The organism is Collinsella sp. AM42-18AC, from assembly GCF_003467965.1.
Classification (GTDB): Bacteria; Actinomycetota; Coriobacteriia; order Coriobacteriales; family Coriobacteriaceae; genus Collinsella.
Genome location: NZ_QSFY01000017.1, coordinates 18,646 through 36,857, shown reverse-complemented (window position 1 = coordinate 36,857; position 18,212 = coordinate 18,646). Strand labels below are relative to the sequence as shown.

Annotated in this window: 15 protein-coding genes; all 15 read right to left on the bottom strand. The window is 59.8% G+C overall.

The window, feature by feature from the left end; all coding sequences use genetic code 11:
• Positions 1 to 6 precede the first annotated feature (6 nt).
• The 15 genes from gap to ybaK all read right to left on the bottom strand — a co-directional run bounded on the left by gap (position 7) and on the right by ybaK (position 18,113).
• Complete coding sequence (gene gap / locus DW913_RS09025) at positions 7 to 1,032, bottom strand: type I glyceraldehyde-3-phosphate dehydrogenase (RefSeq protein WP_099431436.1); 1,026 nt, start codon at positions 1,030 to 1,032, stop codon at positions 7 to 9.
• Between the two features lie 193 nt (positions 1,033 to 1,225).
• Positions 1,226 to 2,155 (bottom strand): DNA-binding protein WhiA, encoded by a 930-nt coding sequence (whiA, locus tag DW913_RS09020; protein WP_117798293.1) that lies wholly within the window; start codon positions 2,153 to 2,155, stop codon positions 1,226 to 1,228.
• Between the two features lie 6 nt (positions 2,156 to 2,161).
• Positions 2,162 to 3,082, bottom strand: a complete 921-nt coding sequence (gene rapZ, locus DW913_RS09015) for an RNase adapter RapZ (protein ID WP_117798292.1) — start codon at positions 3,080 to 3,082, stop codon at positions 2,162 to 2,164.
• Positions 3,083 to 3,183: 101 nt separating this feature from the next.
• Positions 3,184 to 3,870, bottom strand: a complete 687-nt coding sequence (locus tag DW913_RS09010; protein WP_022094877.1) for an N-acetylmannosamine-6-phosphate 2-epimerase — start codon at positions 3,868 to 3,870, stop codon at positions 3,184 to 3,186.
• Positions 3,871 to 4,010: 140 nt separating this feature from the next.
• Positions 4,011 to 4,976: an ROK family protein gene (locus tag DW913_RS09005; protein WP_117798291.1), complete on the bottom strand. Its 966-nt coding sequence runs from the start codon at positions 4,974 to 4,976 to the stop codon at positions 4,011 to 4,013.
• Positions 4,977 to 5,148: 172 nt separating this feature from the next.
• The gene (locus DW913_RS09000; protein WP_117798290.1) at positions 5,149 to 6,069 is read right to left on the bottom strand and encodes a dihydrodipicolinate synthase family protein; all 921 of its coding nucleotides are present in this window, start codon (positions 6,067 to 6,069) and stop codon (positions 5,149 to 5,151) included.
• A gap of 68 nt (positions 6,070 to 6,137) precedes the next feature.
• A complete protein-coding gene (locus DW913_RS08995) occupies positions 6,138 to 6,989 on the bottom strand; it encodes an acetylxylan esterase (protein ID WP_117798289.1) in 852 nt (283 codons plus the stop codon).
• Positions 6,982 to 7,959: an acetylxylan esterase gene (locus DW913_RS08990; protein ID WP_117798288.1), complete on the bottom strand. Its 978-nt coding sequence runs from the start codon at positions 7,957 to 7,959 to the stop codon at positions 6,982 to 6,984. Before DW913_RS08990 ends, DW913_RS08995 begins: the two co-directional genes overlap by 8 nt.
• 80 nt (positions 7,960 to 8,039) lie before the next feature.
• Entirely contained in the window at positions 8,040 to 8,867 is an 828-nt protein-coding gene (locus DW913_RS08985; protein WP_089573612.1) for an ABC transporter ATP-binding protein, read from the bottom strand.
• Entirely contained in the window at positions 8,868 to 10,883 is a 2,016-nt protein-coding gene (locus DW913_RS08980) for a dipeptide/oligopeptide/nickel ABC transporter permease/ATP-binding protein (RefSeq protein ID WP_035138893.1), read from the bottom strand.
• Positions 10,884 to 10,886: 3 nt separating this feature from the next.
• Positions 10,887 to 11,843, bottom strand: coding sequence for an ABC transporter permease (locus DW913_RS08975; protein ID WP_055251823.1), 957 nt, complete (start codon positions 11,841 to 11,843; stop codon positions 10,887 to 10,889).
• A gap of 157 nt (positions 11,844 to 12,000) precedes the next feature.
• On the bottom strand, positions 12,001 to 13,614 hold the full coding sequence (locus DW913_RS08970) for an ABC transporter substrate-binding protein (RefSeq protein WP_117798287.1): 1,614 nt from the start codon (positions 13,612 to 13,614) through the stop codon (positions 12,001 to 12,003).
• A 365-nt stretch (positions 13,615 to 13,979) separates the two neighbouring features.
• Entirely contained in the window at positions 13,980 to 15,920 is a 1,941-nt protein-coding gene (gene uvrC / locus DW913_RS08965; RefSeq protein WP_311774759.1) for an excinuclease ABC subunit UvrC, read from the bottom strand.
• 6 nt (positions 15,921 to 15,926) lie between these two features.
• A complete protein-coding gene (gene murJ / locus DW913_RS08960; RefSeq protein WP_117564878.1) occupies positions 15,927 to 17,507 on the bottom strand; it encodes a murein biosynthesis integral membrane protein MurJ in 1,581 nt (526 codons plus the stop codon).
• 105 nt (positions 17,508 to 17,612) lie between these two features.
• Positions 17,613 to 18,113, bottom strand: a complete 501-nt coding sequence (ybaK, locus tag DW913_RS08955) for a Cys-tRNA(Pro) deacylase (RefSeq protein WP_117798286.1) — start codon at positions 18,111 to 18,113, stop codon at positions 17,613 to 17,615.
• Positions 18,114 to 18,212 lie beyond the last annotated feature (99 nt).

Below are 18,212 nucleotides of genomic sequence, written 5' to 3'. Positions count from 1 at the left end.
GCTAAATTAAGCAACGAACTTCTCGAAGTACTTGATGGTACGGACCATCTGAGAGGTGTAGGAGTTCTCGTTGTCGTACCAAGAGGTGACCTGAACGAGGGTCTGGCCGTTGCCGAGGTCAGAGCACATGGTCTGAGTGGCGTCGAAGATGGAGCCGTGGGTCTCGCCGATGATGTCGGTGGAGACGATATCGTCCTCGTTGTAACCGAAGGTCTCGGAGATGGTGGAAGCGTAGGCCTTCATAGCGGCGTTGACCTCGTCGACGGTGACCTTCTTGTCAACGACAGCGTAGAGGTTGGTGATGGAGCCGGTCGGCGTCGGGACGCGCTGGGCGGCACCGATGAGCTTACCGTTGAGCTCGGGGAGAACCAGGCCGATAGCCTTGGCAGCACCGGTGGTGTTGGGGACGATGTTGACGGCGCAGGCGCGGCTACGACGCTTGTTGCCCTTGCGCTGCGGGCCGTCGAGCGGCATCTGGTCGCCGGTCCAGGCGTGAATGGTGGTCATGATGCCGGACACGATGGGAGCGAAGTCGTTCAGACCCTTGGCCATCGGGGCGAGGCAGTTGGTGGTGCAGGAAGCAGCGGAGATGATGTTGTCCTCAGCGGTCAGCGTCTCGTGGTTGACGTTGTACACGATGGTGGGCAGATCGCTGCCGGCCGGAGCGGAGATGACGACCTTCTTGGCGCCAGCGTTGATGTGGGCCTGAGCCTTAGCCTTGCTGGTGTAGAAGCCGGTGCACTCGAGAACGACGTCGACGTCGAGGTCGCCCCAAGGCAGGTTGTTGGCGTCGGCCTCCTTGTAGATCTTGATCTCCTTGCCGTCAACGGTGATGGAATCCTCGCCAGCAACGACCTCGTGATCGCGAGCGTAGTTGCCCTGCGTGGAGTCGTACTTCAGCAGGTAAGCGAGCATATCGGGAGAGGTGAGGTCGTTGATAGCGACGATCTCGGAGCCCTCATGACCGAACATCTGACGGAAAGCCAGACGACCGATGCGACCGAAGCCGTTAATAGCAACCTTTACTGCCATTGTGTCTCCTTTCGTAAGGCCCCCGCAAGCTACAGCGCCCGCCGTTGAGGCCCACAAACTAACCACTCGCCTAATATACCTTTTTTTTGACTTGAATTTCACGAGAATGCTCGAAATTGAAAATCAAATTTACGTTAAAACGTTTTAAAGAATAAAATAGCAGCTAAATCCGTATATAAGTCGATACTTTAAACTACCTGTTTGCTTCAATGAGCTTTTCAAGTCTCAAAACTCGATGGTAGAGGGCCGACTTCGACAAGGGAGGGTCAGCCATCTCCCCCAAATCGCGCAGTGACAGATCGGGATAGCGCTCGCGCAGGTCGCAAAAGACCGCCAAGGCGTCCGGAAGCGTGTCGCGCAAACCCCGCAGTTCGAGCTCATCGATCAACGCAAGCTGATGCTGGGCGGCACCCGCGCTTCTGGTCTGATTGGCCAGCTCGGCATTCACGCGACGGTTTACGTCGTTCTTAACCAATTTGACCGCGCGCGCTTCCTCGATCTCGGCAACGCTGCGCTTGGCGCCGACCAGCTTTAGGAGCTGCTCGATCTCCTCGGCGCTCTTAATGTACACGGCATAGGATCCGCGCCGCGCGTTAACGCGCGCATGGACCCCAATCTGCTCCAATAGATCGCAAAGTCCCCGGGCATACTGCTCGCCCTGCACCGCGATCTCCAAATGAAAGTCGCCGCGGGGATCGGCCACGAAACCGCCGGCGATGAGCGCGCCGCGGATGTAGGCAAGCCTGCAGCAGGGACGGGCAACGATGTGCCGGGGAACACCGGCGACGAGCCCTCCCCTGCGGTCGAGAATGCCCAGCAGTACCAGAGCCTTGTCCAGGTCGGGTTGATCGGGCAGGGTAATGAGATAGTTACGGACCTTATGCAAGACCGATTTACGAACGGTGAATTCCGTTTTGAGCTTAAGGATGCGATGCGTCAGCGTGATCATCGTGCGCGCGACGGCGCCCGTCTCGGTCGCGACAGTCAAACGATACCGCCCGGAGCCGGCCAGCGAAAGTGTACCGCTCACACGCGTCAGGGCGGCAAGCGTCGACAAATCGCAGTATTCACATTCGGGTTCGCAGCGCGCAAGCTCGTCGCGCACCTCAGCGGTAAACGACATGCAGGCCTATGCTTTCGTGTTCGCGCGCGACAGGTCGCGATGGGAAATGCTCACGTGATACTGGGCGCCTTCCAAATAACGTGCCGTGGCCTCGGCAATGGCGACGCTGCGGTGTTGACCGCCCGTGCAGCCGATGGCGATAGAAAGCTGCGGCTTGCCCTCCGCGATATAGCCTGGCATGACCGTATCGAGCAGCTGTGTCCAAGCCTTCCAAAACTCCTGCGTCTTGGGATGGTCCAGAACAAAATCGGAGACTTTCTTATCGAGACCGGTCATGGTGCGCATCTCGGGATCGTAGAACGGATTGGGCAGGAAGCGGACGTCGATCATAATGTCCGCCTCGACGGGCATGCCGTGCTTAAAGCCAAACGAGAACACATGGACGTCCATGAGCTGTTGGTCGGACAGCTCGGAAAATGCCATACGTAGCTTGTTGCGCAGCGCAGAGGTGTGCAGACGGCTCGTGTCGATAATCATATCGGCTCGATCGCGCACACCCTGCAGCTGCAGGCGCTCCCGCTGAATCGCATCGGCCGTAGTCTCCCCCGGCTTGGCAATGGGATGGCGGCGGCGGTTTTCGCTATAACGACGGATCAGTACCTCGTCAGAGGCCTCGAGAAAAACGATGTCGCAGCTCATCTCGCGCTCCTCGAGTGCGGCAACGGCATCGAGCAGCTCATCGAACAAGCCCTGGCTGCGCAGGTCGCAGGTGACGGCAAGGTGCCTACCCACGCCCGTATTGATGCCGACGAGCTCAGCAAGCTGGGCAATCAGACGCGGGGGCAGGTTATCGATACAAAAATAGCCCATGTCCTCGAACACATGCATGGCCTGCGTTCGGCCCGATCCGGACATTCCGGTGATGATGACGATATCGGGGATGCGCTCCGAGCGCTCCGCCGCATCCATGGCATCTCCCTTTTGCATGTGCTGCCTCCTAAAAACAAGCGCGGGACCCAGCAACCCGGATCCCGCGCGGTCAATTGCCTTTAATGAGTATACCGCCCTGAGCGGATACAAGGTCCGTCTTACGCCTCAAGCGCGGCTTTGAACCAACTCGTAATACTCGTGGGGTGCGTGATGGCAGTGCCCACGACAACTGCCCAAGCGCCCGCATCAATTGCGGCGCGGGCCTCCTCGGGCGTGTGCACGCGGCCCTCGCAGATGATGGGAAGGCCGGGAAACTCCTCGGTCGCCTGGCGCAGGAGCGGCAGATCGGGACCGTCGGCCATGGTGCAATCGATAGCGGCAACACCATGGGAAAGCGTGGTGGACACCAGGTCGAAGCCCATGTCGACAGCACGACGAATATCCTCGATGGTGGCACAGTCGGCCATCAGGAGCACGCCCTCCTCGTGCAGCGGACGGAAGGTGTCCTCGACGGTCTTGCCATCGGGACGCGGGCGATCAGTGGCGTCAATTGCCACGATGTCGGCACCGGCGGCAACGCAGGCGCGAGCATGACGCAGCGTCGGCGTGATGTAGACGCCCTCGTGTCCATCCTTCCACAAGCCGATGACGGGAACCTCGCAGCGGCCCTTAATGGCGGCGATGTCAGCAAGACCCTGGCAGCGAATAGCGGCGGCGCCGCCAAGCTCGCAGGCGCGAGACATCTGAGCCATGGTTTCGGGCGTACGAAGCGGCTCGCCCATATAGGCCTGAACGCTCACGACGAGCTTGCCCTTCAGGGATTGAATCAAAGGATCAACGGTCATGTTCGACTCAACCTTTCTCAAAATAGCCTTCTGAGACACCGCACCTTGACGTTCAAACCGTCGCTCGCGTACCGAAGTACGCTTCGCTCCTCTTTCACGTCAATCTGCGGCACCTCAGAAGGCGCACTTGGTAGTTATGTTTACTTCAACGACGCAAGAAGGTGTTCGGCGGCACCGATGAGCGGCGCGTCGCCCTCCAGAGAACCGATGAGGATCGGCGTGTCCTGAAGCGGGTCGAGCGCCTGGCTGGCATAGCCCTCGTGCACCGAGTCCTTCCACGTCTGCGAGCGCCAATCGGGACCCTGGTGAATCACACCTCCCGAAAGCACGATGACCTCGGGATCCAAGATGTTGGCAAGCGAGCCCAAGCTGGCGCCCAGCGCAAAGCCGGCGTCATGGATGACCTCGGTCGCCTTTGCGTCGCCAGCACGGCACAGGTCGTTCACGTCGCGACCGACCGAAGGACGGCTGGGGTCAACTCGACCGAAGCGCTCGTCGTACATACGGCCAATCGAGGTGCCCGAGGCTACCGACTCAAGATGACCAGAACGCCCGCAGGCGCAGGGAATGCCGGCGGCAGCCGAGCACTCGATGTGGCCCATATGGCCGGCAGCACCATGGAAGCCCTGCATTACGCGGCCGTTCTCGACATATGCGCCGCCAATGCCCGTACCGATGCCAAGACACAAGACGGAGAACTTGCCCTTGCCGACGCCCCAGTGGGCCTCGCCCAGAGCATGAGCCTGCACGTCGCCTACAACGGCAACGGGAAGACCGAGATCCTCGCGCAGACGCGGCCCCAACTGAACGCCGGACCAGCCGGGCATGATCTCATTGGCATACGCGATGGCGCCCGTCTTGGGATCGACGACGCCGGCGGCACCGATACCGACGCCAAGGACCTCGACATCGGGATTCGCCTCGAGAGCAGCCTTGACGGACGCCTCGATACGCTGGAAGACGGCCTCACCGCCCTCTTGGGCCTCGGTGGGAACCTCAGCTTCAAAGACCGGATGGGGCACGCTGCCATCAGCCGGATACTCCATAATGGCAGTCGCAATCTTAGTTCCGCCGATATCGACAGAGCAGACGTACTTGTTCTCCATGTCGCTCTCCTTCGGAGATAAAAACAACTACAGGAAATGCGCCGTCAGGCTAGCCGTCACAGCGCAGTAAAGGTTATCCAGGTGCCCGAGATCGCCGAGAAACCGTGTGGCCATTGACCTAACGGGTCATGGCCACACGGTTGAACGGCGAGGTCGGGTGCCTGGGAAAGCTTTACAGGAGACCGTTGTCCTGGAGGACCTTCTTAATAGCCTCGACGTTCTCGCCGGTCATGGCCTTCACCGGGCGCGGCATGGTCGGGCTGTCGAAGATGCCCATGAGGTTCATAGCGGTCTTGAAGGCGCCGACGCCACCGGCATAGCCCTGGACGCCCGAGGTGACATCCCAGATGTGGGAAATCTCGTTGAGGCGATCCTGCTCGACCTTGACGGTAGCCCAGTCACCGGCCTGAGCGGCCTTCCACTGGCGCACGTAGCCCTCGGGCTCAACGTTGGCAAGGCCCGGGACAGAACCGTCGGCGCCACCGAGGTAAGCGCCGTCGACAACAACCTCGTGACCGGTGAGGATGCTCATCGGATGGCCGTTCTTCTCGTTCTCCTGAACGAGATAGCGGAACGAGATGTCATCACCCGAGGAATCCTTGACGCCAGCAAGGACGCCCTCGGCGCCGAGCTTGGCAAGGAGCTTCCAGGGGAGCTTGGTGTGAACGCACACGGGAATGTCATAGGCAAAGATGGGCAGGTCGAGCTCCTCGTGCAGGATGCGGAAGTGCTCCTCGACCTCGGTCATGCCCTGCAGGGCATAGAACGGGCAGGTGGCGACAAGCGCATCGGCGCCCAGCTCCTGAGCGACCTTACCGTGCTCGATCATGCGCTCGGTCTCGGTATCGATGATGCCGACCAGGACGGGCACGCGGTGGTCGACGATACGAACGGCCTCGGCGATGATCTGGCGACGACGCTCATCGGTGGAGAAAACGACCTCGCCCGAAGAGCCCAGGAAGAACAGGCCATCGACGCCGGCATCGATCATGCGGTTGATGCTGCGCTCAAAGGAGGCAACGTCGAGCTGGTGGTCTTCGGTATCGGGAACAACGACGGGAGGGATAACGCCGGTGAATTTCTGAGTTGCCACAAGAATCTCCTTAGTTGTCTGGCGGGCGGCCCTATGCCACCCACTCTTGTTGGCAGTGTCCAGGCCGTTCAGGCCAAAGAACACGGGTAGAACGTTTGGTTAAAGAAGTCGACGACTTCGTTTTCGAACGCATTGATGCGCTCGTGAGCGTATTTGGCATAGATGATATGCCTCCGGTCACACTCAAAACCGTTGAATACGGCAAACTGGCCTTTGGGATCGCTCACGGCATCCATGAGCGATGTGCCCATGAGCACCGATCCGCGCACCCGAGACGACAGAGCCTCGAGACCGCCGGGCAGCGGGTTGGCAACCGCCGTGCAGGCGAGGCCCCGCTCGTCCAGAGCAGAAACCGCCAGCGCGACTCCGCCGCCAAGACCCTCGCCCCATGCAAAGATGCGGTCGGGGTCCATGCCATCAAGATTGCGCGCCACCTTCGCCATCGCGCAACCCCAACGGACGCGCTTGACAAAAGCGGGCGAAGCAATCCCCCGCTGCAGGTCGTCCGCACCAGCGACATCGTCATCCAGCGCGAGGACGGCATACCCCATGGCGGCAAATCTCGTCATGTGATGCCAGCCGCGCACAGGCCGATCGATGTCGTGGAACATCAGGCACAGCGGCACGCGCTTAGATACTCGGGCACGACCAACAGGCTCAATCAAGCGAGCGTGGACCGCATCGTCACCGAGCTCAAAGGAAATCTCCGAGTAACGAGCGCAGGGGTTAACAAAGTCAATCGCCGTAATGGCCTGGCCTTGAATCTCAAGATTCGAAGCGCATGTCTCTAAATCAGAAACATCTGCTTGGACATCGCCGTGCCAGTCCCGATATTCTGCGAGCCTTGATGAAACCGTTCCGGGAATTCCCACGAGCCCGGGGACTATCAGCTCGTCAACATTGCTCTCGCACTTAGACATGAGCCTCCCCTCCCTCACAGAAAAACGGAATGATCAGATCGTCAAAATCCTGAATCTCCTCGTGGCCAAAGCCCTCAAAGAACTCATGACGCTTATCGCAGGACAGGTTGTTGTACACCGCAAACTGCGTTGCCGGCGGACAGACGGTATCGGCCGTGCCCGTGCCAAACAGCACGGGGCACTTGACCATGGGGGCAAAATTCTTGGAATCGAAGTACGCCAGCTTGGCATAGGCTTCCTCGATACGAGTCGAGTCCTCGTCAAACCAACGCGACCAATAGCGCAGACCCTCGTAGGCAATATCGTCGGCGTCCAAATCCCAGACCAGGCGGAAATCCGACAGGAAGGGATAGAGGATGGCGGCGCGATTGATAAGCTCGCCGTTAAGCGCACAGGTCGCAATGCCCAAACCGCCGCCCTGCGACGCGCCGTTCACAAATACGTGGGCAAGATCGATGCCCTCAAGCTCGCGAACGATGCGGCACAGGATGCGAATATCTTGGTGCAAGCGGACATAGTAGAGATTGGCCGGGTCGCCGTCGATACCGGCGACGATATGGCCCGCGACCGTCGTGCCTTCAAATCCACCAATATCCTCGGAGGGACCACCCTGGCCGGGGCAGTCGAGGGCGATGAGCGCCATGCCCATGCCCGCAAACGACGCCTGCTCAAACCAGCTGCGGCTTGCACCCGGATAGCCATGGAACTGAAGCACCAGCGGCATGGGCTCCTCCGAGACCGGCTTGAGGTACTTAGCATGCAGGCGTGCGCCACACATGCCGGTATACCAGAGGTCGAAAAACCGACAGGTTGCGGAATCCGCAACCGAAGCCGCCTCAATCGCGTAGTCGAGCTCGACGGCGTCGGCCTCGGCCATGCGGTCCTTCCAAAAGAGATCGAAATCCGATGGACGGGGCATGGCGCCTCGATATTCACCAAATTGATGTTGTAGCTCCTGAGCACTTGGCATGGCTCGTGAACCCAACCTTTCGAAATCGCAACGGAGGTGCGCCCGGCAAGGGAACCGGGCGCACGGGAGGGAAAGCGAGGCTACTCGCCGAGCTTGGGATGCAGCAGCGACGGCGCAGCGCCGAGCAGCATCTTGGTGTAGGGGTCCTGGGGGTGCTGGAAGACCTGCTTGGCCTCGCCCTGCTCGACGATCTTGCCGCCATTCATAACGATGATGTCGTCAGAGATATAGCGGACCGTCTGGATGTCATGGCTGATGAACACCATGGCCAGGCCGAGCTCCTTCTTAAGGTCGGTCAGCAGGTTCAGAATCTGCGCGCGGACCGAAACGTCCAGAGCCGAGGTTGGCTCGTCGGCGATGATGGCATCGGGGTTCAGCGACAGGGCACGGGCAATTGCGACGCGCTGGCGCTGGCCGCCCGAAAGCTGGCCGGGAAGAACCTCGGCGGCGGAGCTGGGCAGACCGGTGAGCTCCAAGAGCTCCTTGACGCGCTTCTCCTGCTCGGCCTCGGTACCCAGGTTGTGGACGCGCATGGGGTCGAGCAGTTGCTCGCGAACGACCATGCGGGGATTGAGCGCCGTAGCCGGATTCTGGAACACAACCGAGATGACACGGCCCATGTGGCGACGGTCCTCGGCGGTACGCTTGGTTACGTCCTTGCCCTTAAAGTAGACCTTGCCGCTCGTGGGGGCCTGCAGGCCGCACATGACGTTGGCGGTGGTGGACTTACCGCAACCGGACTCGCCGACGATGCCGATCGTCTGACCGGGCATGAGCCTAATCGTTACACCCTGGACGGCGTGAACCAGGTTGGGGTGCAGAATCGAGCCGGTACGGGTCCTAAAGGTGACGTGGACGTCATCAAGGAAGATGATCGGCTCGACGCCGTTGACTGCGGTCTCGCTCATCTACATCACCTCCGCGTGAGGGGTCAAACCATTTGCCTTGAGCACCTCGTCGGGGAGCTCGGAATAGAAGTGCTCGGTGCCGGGCACGCGCTTGAAGACCGGACGGGTGTCCAGGCCAATGCGCGGATGGCTCGAGCGGGGCGCGAAGCGATCGCCCTTGGGGAAATCGCGCGGGCTCGGAACGGCGCCGGGCACCTGGTGCAGGCGGCCCGAACCGCTCTCGATGGACAGGACGGAACCCAGAAGACCGCGGGTGTACTCGTGGATCGGGTTGGTGAGCAGCTCCTTGGTGGGCGCCTGCTCGATAACCTGACCGGCGTACATCACCGTGATGTTATGGGCGACCTCGGCGACCAGCGCCAGGTCATGCGAGACGAAGATCATGGCAAAGCCGAGCTTGGCCTGAAGATCGTTGAGCAGCTTGATGACCTGCTTCTGGACGGTAACGTCCAGGGCGGTCGTGGGCTCGTCGCAGATGACCAGCTTGGGGTCGCGGGTAAGGGCCATAGCGATCAGAACACGCTGACGCTGGCCACCGGAAAGCTCGTGCGGATAGCTCTCGAGCGTACGCTTGGGGTCGAGGCCCACGAGCTCCAGGAGCTCCTCGGCGCTACGGGTGCCGCCACGCTTGGTGAGCTGCTTCATCTGGGCAGAGATGAGCATGGAGGGATTGAGCGAGGACAGGGCGTCCTGATAGACCATAGCGATATCGGTACCGCGCAGGCCGAACCACTCCTTCTTACTCATCTTGAGCAGGTCGCGGCCCTCCCAGAGGACCTCGCCGGAAAGGTGCTCATCGTCGTCGGTCAGGCCCATGATGGCCAGCGTGGTGATGGACTTACCGCAACCGGACTCGCCCACCAGGCCCATGGTCTGACCAGGACGGACGTCAAAGTTGACATGGTCGACGACGTTGATATCGCCGTGGTGCTCAAACTGGATGCAGAAGTCACGGACCGAAAGGATCGGTTCGACAGACTCGTCGGGCACATGGCGATCGTCACGCTTGAGCTCGACATCGCGCAGGGCTCCAAGGCGAGCGGAGAGGGACTGGGCCTGCTCCTTGTAGGCGCGAACGGGGTCGGAGACCAGCAGGTCGGCCTCGCGGCGCTTGGAGGAATCGGTCGGATCCAGGGCGGCGGAGGGAGCAGCGGCCATGGCGTCGGTAATGCCCTCGGAGAGGATGTTGAGCGCCAGGCAGGTGATCATGATGGCCAGGCCCGGGAACAGCGCCTGCCACCAACGGCCGGCGAGCACGCCGCCGCGGGCGTCGGCTAGGATGTTGCCCCAGGTAGCGGTGGGCTCCTGGATACCAGCGCCGATGAAGGTCAGCGAAGCCTCGAAGATGATGGCGTCGGCGACCAGGGTAACGGTGAAGACCATGATCGGGGCGATGCAGTTACGCAGAACATGCTTGATCAAAATCCACGGAGCCTTGGCGCCGGAAACGATGACCGCGCGGACATAGTCCTCGCCGTACTCGGACACGATGTTGGCGCGCACGATACGGGCAATCTGCGGAGTGTACATAAAGCCGATGGCGAAGATGATCGACGGCACGGAGTTGCCCAGGATGGAGACGAAGACGGCCGCGAGGGCGATGCCCGGGATGGACATGATGATGTCCAAGATACGCATGATCGTCTCGGAGACGGCCTTGCGCGAAACCGCTGCAAGGGCGCCCACGACCGAGCCGCAGACCAGAGCCATGGCAGTGGCGCCAAAGCCGATAATCAGCGAGTAACGACCACCGTAGAGCATACGCGACAGAATATCGCGACCCTTATCGTCGGTCCCGAAGATAAATCCGTTGCCGGGAGCCTGGCGAGCCGTAAAGATCTCGACCGGGCTATAGGGGGCAAGAAGGGGCGCCAGAATCGCAGTCAGGGCGACCAGCACCAGCACGACGGCGGCAATCTTAGAAGACAGCGTCATCTTCTTCCAGCCACCGAGCTTGAGCCCCTTGGAGGCAGCCTTCTCGAGCTGCTCGGTTTGCTTCTCTCGAATCTTTACCATAATCTACACCGTCCTGATGCGCGGGTTGATGAGCAGGTAGAGCATGTCAACCACGATGTTGATGATGATGAAGGCGAGAGCAACGACGATAACGACGCCCTGAACCAGGTTCGCCTCGTTGCCCTGAACGCCCTGCAGAATCGCGGTGCCCATGCCGGGGAGGTTGAAGATAACCTCGATGACGACGGCGCCGCCCATGAGGTAACCGATCTTAAGACCGAGGGTGGTGACCGGGGTGATCAGCGCATTGCGAAGAACGTTGATGCCGACGACGACCTTCTCGGGAACGCCGGCGCCGCGAGCCATACGGACATAATCCTTATCGAGCTCCTCGACCATGGCGGTACGCACGATACGAGTCATCTGGCCCGTCAGCGGAAATGCCAAGGCGATAGCGGGCATGATCATACGTCCCAGATAGCCAGCCGGATTCGTGGTGAAGTGAGGCAGAGCACCCGATGCCGGAAGCACCTTAAGGTAGGAAGAGAACAGCAGGATCAACAGAACGGCAAGCCAGAACGACGGGGTTGCCAAGCCGGCGATGGAAAAGACGCGGATCACTTGGTCCGGCCATTTGTCGCGATACAGTGCCGCGATGACGCCGAGTAAAAACGAAACGACCGCACCGATGGCAAGGCCGATGAAGGTCAGCTGCATCGTGACGGGCAGGGCCGTGGAGATGCGCTTGGCAACGGAGTTGCGAGCAGCACCATAGGTGCCCATGTCGCCATGGATCAAATCGCCCATATAGCGCACGTAGCGCACAGGCCAGGGGTCGTCCAGACCATACTTCTCATGGTACTCGGCAACCGCCTCGGGCGAGGCACCGTCACCCAACGCCGTGTAGGCGGGGTCGGTCTTGGAGAACGACATAAGGAAGAACACCAGGACGGTGACGCCCAATGCCATGATCGGCAGCGCCACAAGACGCCTTCCAATCAAACGTAGCAAGTTGTTCACGTTCTCTCCCCTTTCTTTTGTCGGTAGGACCAACTGGTATATGAGTACGGATACTCATTACAAGACCCGAGCGACATCGAGGTCGCCCGGGTCTTTGTTTCAACTATGAGGATACGGTCCCAACGACCGACATCCTGCATACAGACTCAAGCGAGTCTTACGCCTTGACGGTCGCAACGCCCCTGAAGGACATGCTCGTCGTGCCGATGCCCTTGAAGCCATCGAGGGCCTCGCCGTTGGGCGCAGTGGACGGATCGTCCCAGGAAGCGGAGACGGTCTTGACGTGGACAACGGGGTACAGAACGGCGTTGTCGGCAATGATGTCGAAGCACTCGTTCCACTTCTTCTGCTGCTCATCGCCCTCGGCGGCAAGAGCCTCGTCCATGAGACCGTGGAGCTTCTGCCACTCAGCGGACTCCTTCCACGGGCAACGGGTCTGCATCCAGACGTTGTCGCCGTACCACCAGTTGAGCAGCAGGTCGGGGTCGGCGCCGAAGCAGGAAGGATCGCCAGGGGCAAGGAGGATATCGTAGGCCTCGCCGCCGTCGATGGCAGCGTAGGTGGCCGGCGAGGTATCGGTCTGGATGGTCACATCGAAGCCGAGAGCGTCGAGGTCATTCTTGACCTGGGCGGCCATGCCCTTAATCTGCTCGTTGTCGGTGGTGCGCAGGGTGATGGCACCCGGGGTGATGCCAGACTCCTCGATGAGCTTCTTAGCCTTCTTGGCGTCGGTCTTGTACACCGTGGAAGCCTCATGATAGTTGGTGAAGCTCTTGGGCAGGTAGCAGCTGGCAGCGGTGGCAAGGCCGGCGAAGGTGTTGCTGACCATCTTCTCGGTGTCGAGCGCATACATGACAGCCTGACGGACCTTGACGTTGTTCCAAGGCTCCTTGGCGACGTTGAACATGATGAAGCGGGTGCCGAAACCCTGAACGTTATCGATCTTGCAGCCGGCGCTCTCGAGCTGGTCGACGGCGTCAGCGGTAACGAGCTCCATAACGAGCGTGGAGCCCTCCTGCTGAGCGGTAACGCGAGCGGTGGGGTCGGTCAGGATGCTGTACTGGATCTTCTTATCCTCGGCAGCATACTCACCGTTGTACTCGGGGTTGGGAACCAGGGTGATCTCGGTATCGGAGATAGAGTCGTACATCCAGGGGCCGGAGCCGATCGGCTGCTTGGCGCGATCCTCCTCGGTCTGGGTGGCCGGGGTAACGCGGACGATGGCCAGACGATCCTTGAGCAGGGAGAAGTTGGGGACCTTGGTCTTGACCGTCACGGTGCTGGCGTCCTTGGCCTCGATGGACTCGAAGGGCTGGAAGAACGGAGCATAGGTAGCGGAAGCGGCGCAAGCGATGTAGGAGGCAACGACATCGTCAGCGGTGACCTCGGTGCCATCGGAGAACTTGGCGCCCTTGCGGATGGTGACCTCGAAAGTGGTGTCGTCCACAGACTTGGGATCGTCGGTGGCGAGCTCTTTGAAGGTGCTGTAGTCGTGGTAATCGATGCCGTAGAGGCCCTCGACGACGTGCCAGTTAGCACCCAGGCCCACAGCGGAGCCGGTGCTGGCGGGATCGAAGCTGGACGGAGCGTAAGCGGAACCAGCGGTGATCACGCCGCCGCCACGGTTGGCGGAATCGGTGGAACCGGAAGCGGAACCCTCGTCGCTAGAGCTGCCACCGCAGCCGGTGAGACCAAGCCCTGCGACAGCAGCGACGCTGCCGGTGAGGCCGAGGAACGAACGCCTGGACATACCCTTGTTGATGATGGCCATGTCTTCTCCTATCAATAGAGAATCTTACCCGGGAGCGCCTAGACGTGCCCCCGCGCAACTTGCGGACGATATATACCTTACCTACCGACGAACCCAACTGAGGTGCCGCGCTCGGCGACCGATACATACATACGCTTGAACGGTATTTGCTACCGTTCACCGAATTCATTGACAAACGATTCGCCAGACAGTATGTATCGACGAGGTGAGATATCAGTCTTCGTCAACCCGCAGGATAGCAGGGTTGTTCACCATGGCTAGTCAAACGTTTTAGCGTTAATTAAACCCGAAATCGGCTGGTAATCGCCGTGAAATAAATGATTGAAAATCACGCAATCATGTATATCAGTTGTTTAGAGGCGTGTTTAGTTTTCGGATTGCTTTGCCGCCGCCTCGGCGCGCTCGGCATTCCATGCAACGAGCGCCTCGTGAACCGCTTTGGCGACATCGGCAGGAATGCCTCGAACTTCCGCGATCTCTTGCTCGCTCGCCGCGCGCAAACGCTTCATCGAGCCAAAATGGCGCATAAGGGCACGTTTTCTGGTGGGTCCCACGCCTGGAACGTCATCGAGTACCGAAACCGTCATGGCTTTATCGCGCAATTCGCGATGGAACGTGATGGCAAAACGGTGCGATTCATCGCGCACCTGTTTAATTAGATAGAGCGACGCGGACCCGGTCGGCAGCACGACGGGAGTCTCGTCCCAAGGCACGAAAACCTCCTCATCGGCCTTTGCCAAGCCACAAACTGGTATATCGAGCCCAAGAGCCTCAAGTTGCTTGATCGCAGCGGTCAATTGCGGCTTACCGCCATCGACAACGAGCAAATCGGGGCGCGAGCCAAAGCGCTCGTCGGCCATGCGCTCGGGAGCATAACGTCGTCCCAAAACCTCGGACATCGACACGAAGTCGTTTGCCTCGTCCAATTCGGCCTGAATTTTAAAACGACGATACTGACTCTTGTCGGCGCGCCCGTTGGTAAACACCACCATCGAGGCGACCGTAAAGGTGCCATGCAGTGTAGAGATATCGAAGCACTCGATACGCAACGGCGGCGATGGCAGCGCCAACGCACTTTCGAGCTCCAGGAGCGCTTGATTGGTGCGGTCGTCAGCGTACCCCGTTCGCATCATGTAGCGCATGAGGGCATGGCGCGCATTTTTGGATGCCATATCGAGCAGACGGTGCTTTTCGCCACGCTGCGGCCTATGGAGATGGCAGGAACGCTCACGCTTGCCCGCAAGCCACTCCCCCAGCGCTTCCGCATCCTCAAGCTCGACGGAAAGGTTGACCTCAGCTGGAATATCAGCCGTCTCGTCGTAATAGCGCTTAAGAAAGCCCGACTGGAGCTCTTCCTCGTCAACATCAAGACCCTTGTCGAGAATGAACTCGCAGGTGCGAACTGTTCGGCCCTCGCGAACGACGAAGACGCAAGCGGCGGAGATGGTCTCCTCGCGATAGAAACCGATGACATCTATATCGACACTGGAGGGAAAAACGACTTGCTGACGATCGTCCAGACCCCTGATGACCTCCAAACGACGTTTGACGCGTGCCGCGCGCTCAAAGTCGAGCGCCTCAGCGGCATCCGTCATCTCGGAGGTCAGCTCATCGACGACATCCTTGCGATGGCCCGACAAAAAGCGCTCGACACGCTTGACGTTCTTGGCATAGTCTGCCGGGGAAATCACGCCGACACACGCACCCGGGCCGCGCCCGACATGGTAGTCAAAGCAGGGGCGCCCGTTTTGCGCGCAAATCATATTGACGATGTCTTCCTCGCCCTTGTGGGACTCGACGATACGGCGACAACGACGCCACTCCGCACAGGATGCGGAGCAGATGGGGATAACCTTGCGCAGCGTATCTATCGTCTCACGTGCCGCGCGGCTATCGGTATAAGGTCCAAAATAGCGCGTTCCCGGCTTATGACGCTCACGCGTGTATTTGATAGCGGGATACAGGTCGCCCTTTGTAATGGCGATAAAGGGGTAGCTCTTGTCATCCTTGAGGTCGACGTTAAAGTACGGATGGTACTGACCAATCAAATTGCGCTCGAGCACCAACGCCTCGTGCTCGGTCTCCACCACGATATAGTCAAAGCTCGCCACCAGCTGCATCATCAGCGGGATCTTCTGGCGCTCGTCCTGCAGCGTCACGTACTGACGCATACGGGCGCGCAGGTTTTTCGCCTTGCCCACGTAGATGACATCGCCCTTGGCGTCTTTCCAAAGGTAGCAGCCGGGCTGCGTGGGAACGCGCGAAACCTGCTCGGCAAGCGTTGGAATGTTGTCGTGACCGGCCACGCGCACCTACTTGCGACGAATCAGCGCCGAGACCTCGGGCATCTTAAGGACGACGGCAAGGCCAAAGGTAACAGCAAGCGAGACGACACCCGCAACGCAAACGTAGCCAAGAGTAATCAGAATCGAGCCGCCAAGTGCCCCGACAAAGTGCTCAAGCGCCCACATGACGCCGGCGCCTGCGGCAGCACCCAGGCCACCGAGCAAAAGGCCAAAGAAACCGCCATGCAGGATAGATTTAACCTGAAGACCACGCAGACGACGACGCAGCCACCACAGCGAGCAACCGACCAAGATCACGTAGTCGACGACATACGAAAGCGCGATTGCCGGCATACCGAAGCCCAGCACAACGCCAAACAGCAGAACCGAGCCGGCCTGGCCGATGGCGGAATACAGGCAATAGCGGCTATAGGGCTTCATGTCGAGCAAGGCAGAGAAGCTCTTCTGCATCAGCACGACCACGCCGTAGAGCGGCAGGGAAAGTGCCAGGTAGATAAGGAACTCCGACACCAGCGCCACACCGGACTCATCGAACTTGCCAGCGCAGTAGATCATGTTGAGCGGACGCGCGAAGACAATCAGGTACAGCGCGAATGGAATCAGGAAGAACAGCATCTGGGCGACGCCACGCGAAATGCCCGTGCGGACGCTGTCGTAATCCTTCTCCTGTGCGTCGTGAGAGAGCTCGGTATAGAGCGCCGTCGAAAGCGAGGCGGCAATCAGCGCGTAGGGCAGCGTGTACCACAGGCGCGCATAGGCGATGACGGAAGGACCGGTCTCGGGCTGGACCACCAGCGCGGCAGCGTTCGTGATAGAAGTCGAGACAAACATGCACACCGTAGCGAGCAGCGTCGGGATACCGAGCGCAATCGTCTGGCGCAGTGCGGGGTCCTTAAAGTCGATATGGATATGGGGATGCACGCCGTGCTTGCCAAGCGCGGGGATCTGACATGCCATCTGAACAAAGACACCGAGGGTCGTACCGGCCGCAATCAAGATGATGCCGGCACGTTCGCCAAACTGTGCGGACACGGGCGCAAAGCCCATAAAGCTCGCAATGACGATCACATTGTTGAGGACCGGGGCAAACGTCGACCAGAAGTAGTCGCGGTGTGCGTTGAGGACGCCCGAAAACACCGAGCCCAAACCATAAAACAGAATCTGGATGGCAAAGAAACGGAACATGAACGCAGCGGTATCCATGCTGCCGCCGTCACCCGAAAGGAACGATTGCGTCCAGATAAAGCCCGGGGCGAACACGGTCCCCAGCAACGAAATGCCACCCAGCACCAATAGCAGAATACCGAGCAGGTTGCCCACGTACTCGTTAGAGGCCTCGCGACCCTGCTCACGCCTCACGCCCATGTACACGGGCAAAAACGCCGTCACGAGCATGCCGCCCATCACGAGTTCGTAGAGCATATTGGGCAGGTTGTTGGCGACCTGATAGGAAGACGAGAGCAGCGACATGCCGATAGCGGCCGCCATTGCCCACGTGCGGATAAAACCGGTGACGCGAGACACGATGGTCAGGATGGTCATAAGCCCGGCGGAACGACCAACCGTGGAGTAGTCCGACGAGCCCATGTCGTCAGTGTCGTCTCGCGACGAAGAAGCTTCGGATGAGGGTGTCTGAGGCGCAGATTCTTTTGCAAAATGAGCTCCGCACTTCAATTCTTCCTGCGGCATCGCTCAGTCCTCTCTCGTAATCGGGGCGACCGTCGCCCCGCAAAATGCAATTAAATCATCAGGTGCAAGCTCAAGCTGATAACCACGCTTGCCTCCCGAAATAAAAATGGTATCCCAAAGGACACATGTCTCATCAATGAGCGTCCGGTAGCGTTTTTTCATACCGACCGGACTGCAGCCGCCGCGAACGTAGCCAGTCGCCGCAAGCAAATCCTTCACATGCACCATGGCCAAGGACTTCTCCCCCGCGGCACGCGCGGCGGACTTTAGATCGAGCTCATCGGCAACAGGGATGCAGCACACGACGTGGTCGTTGGACGGCGTCACGCAGACCAAGGTCTTAAATCCTTGTCCGGGCTCCTCGCCAAGCTGCTCCGAAATCGCGACCCCCAGGCCCGCCGACTCATCACCATCGTCTTCGTACGTATGTAGAACATAGGAAATGCCGGCGCTTTCCAGCTCGCGCATCGCATTGGTTTTTGGCGTCTTTACAGCCTTTGCCATGGCATATCCTTTCCCTCGCATTCGGACGCAAGGATTAAGTATATGTCCAATTCGGCTGCATACGTCACTTCGACACAGCAAGCGCCATCGAATCACAAG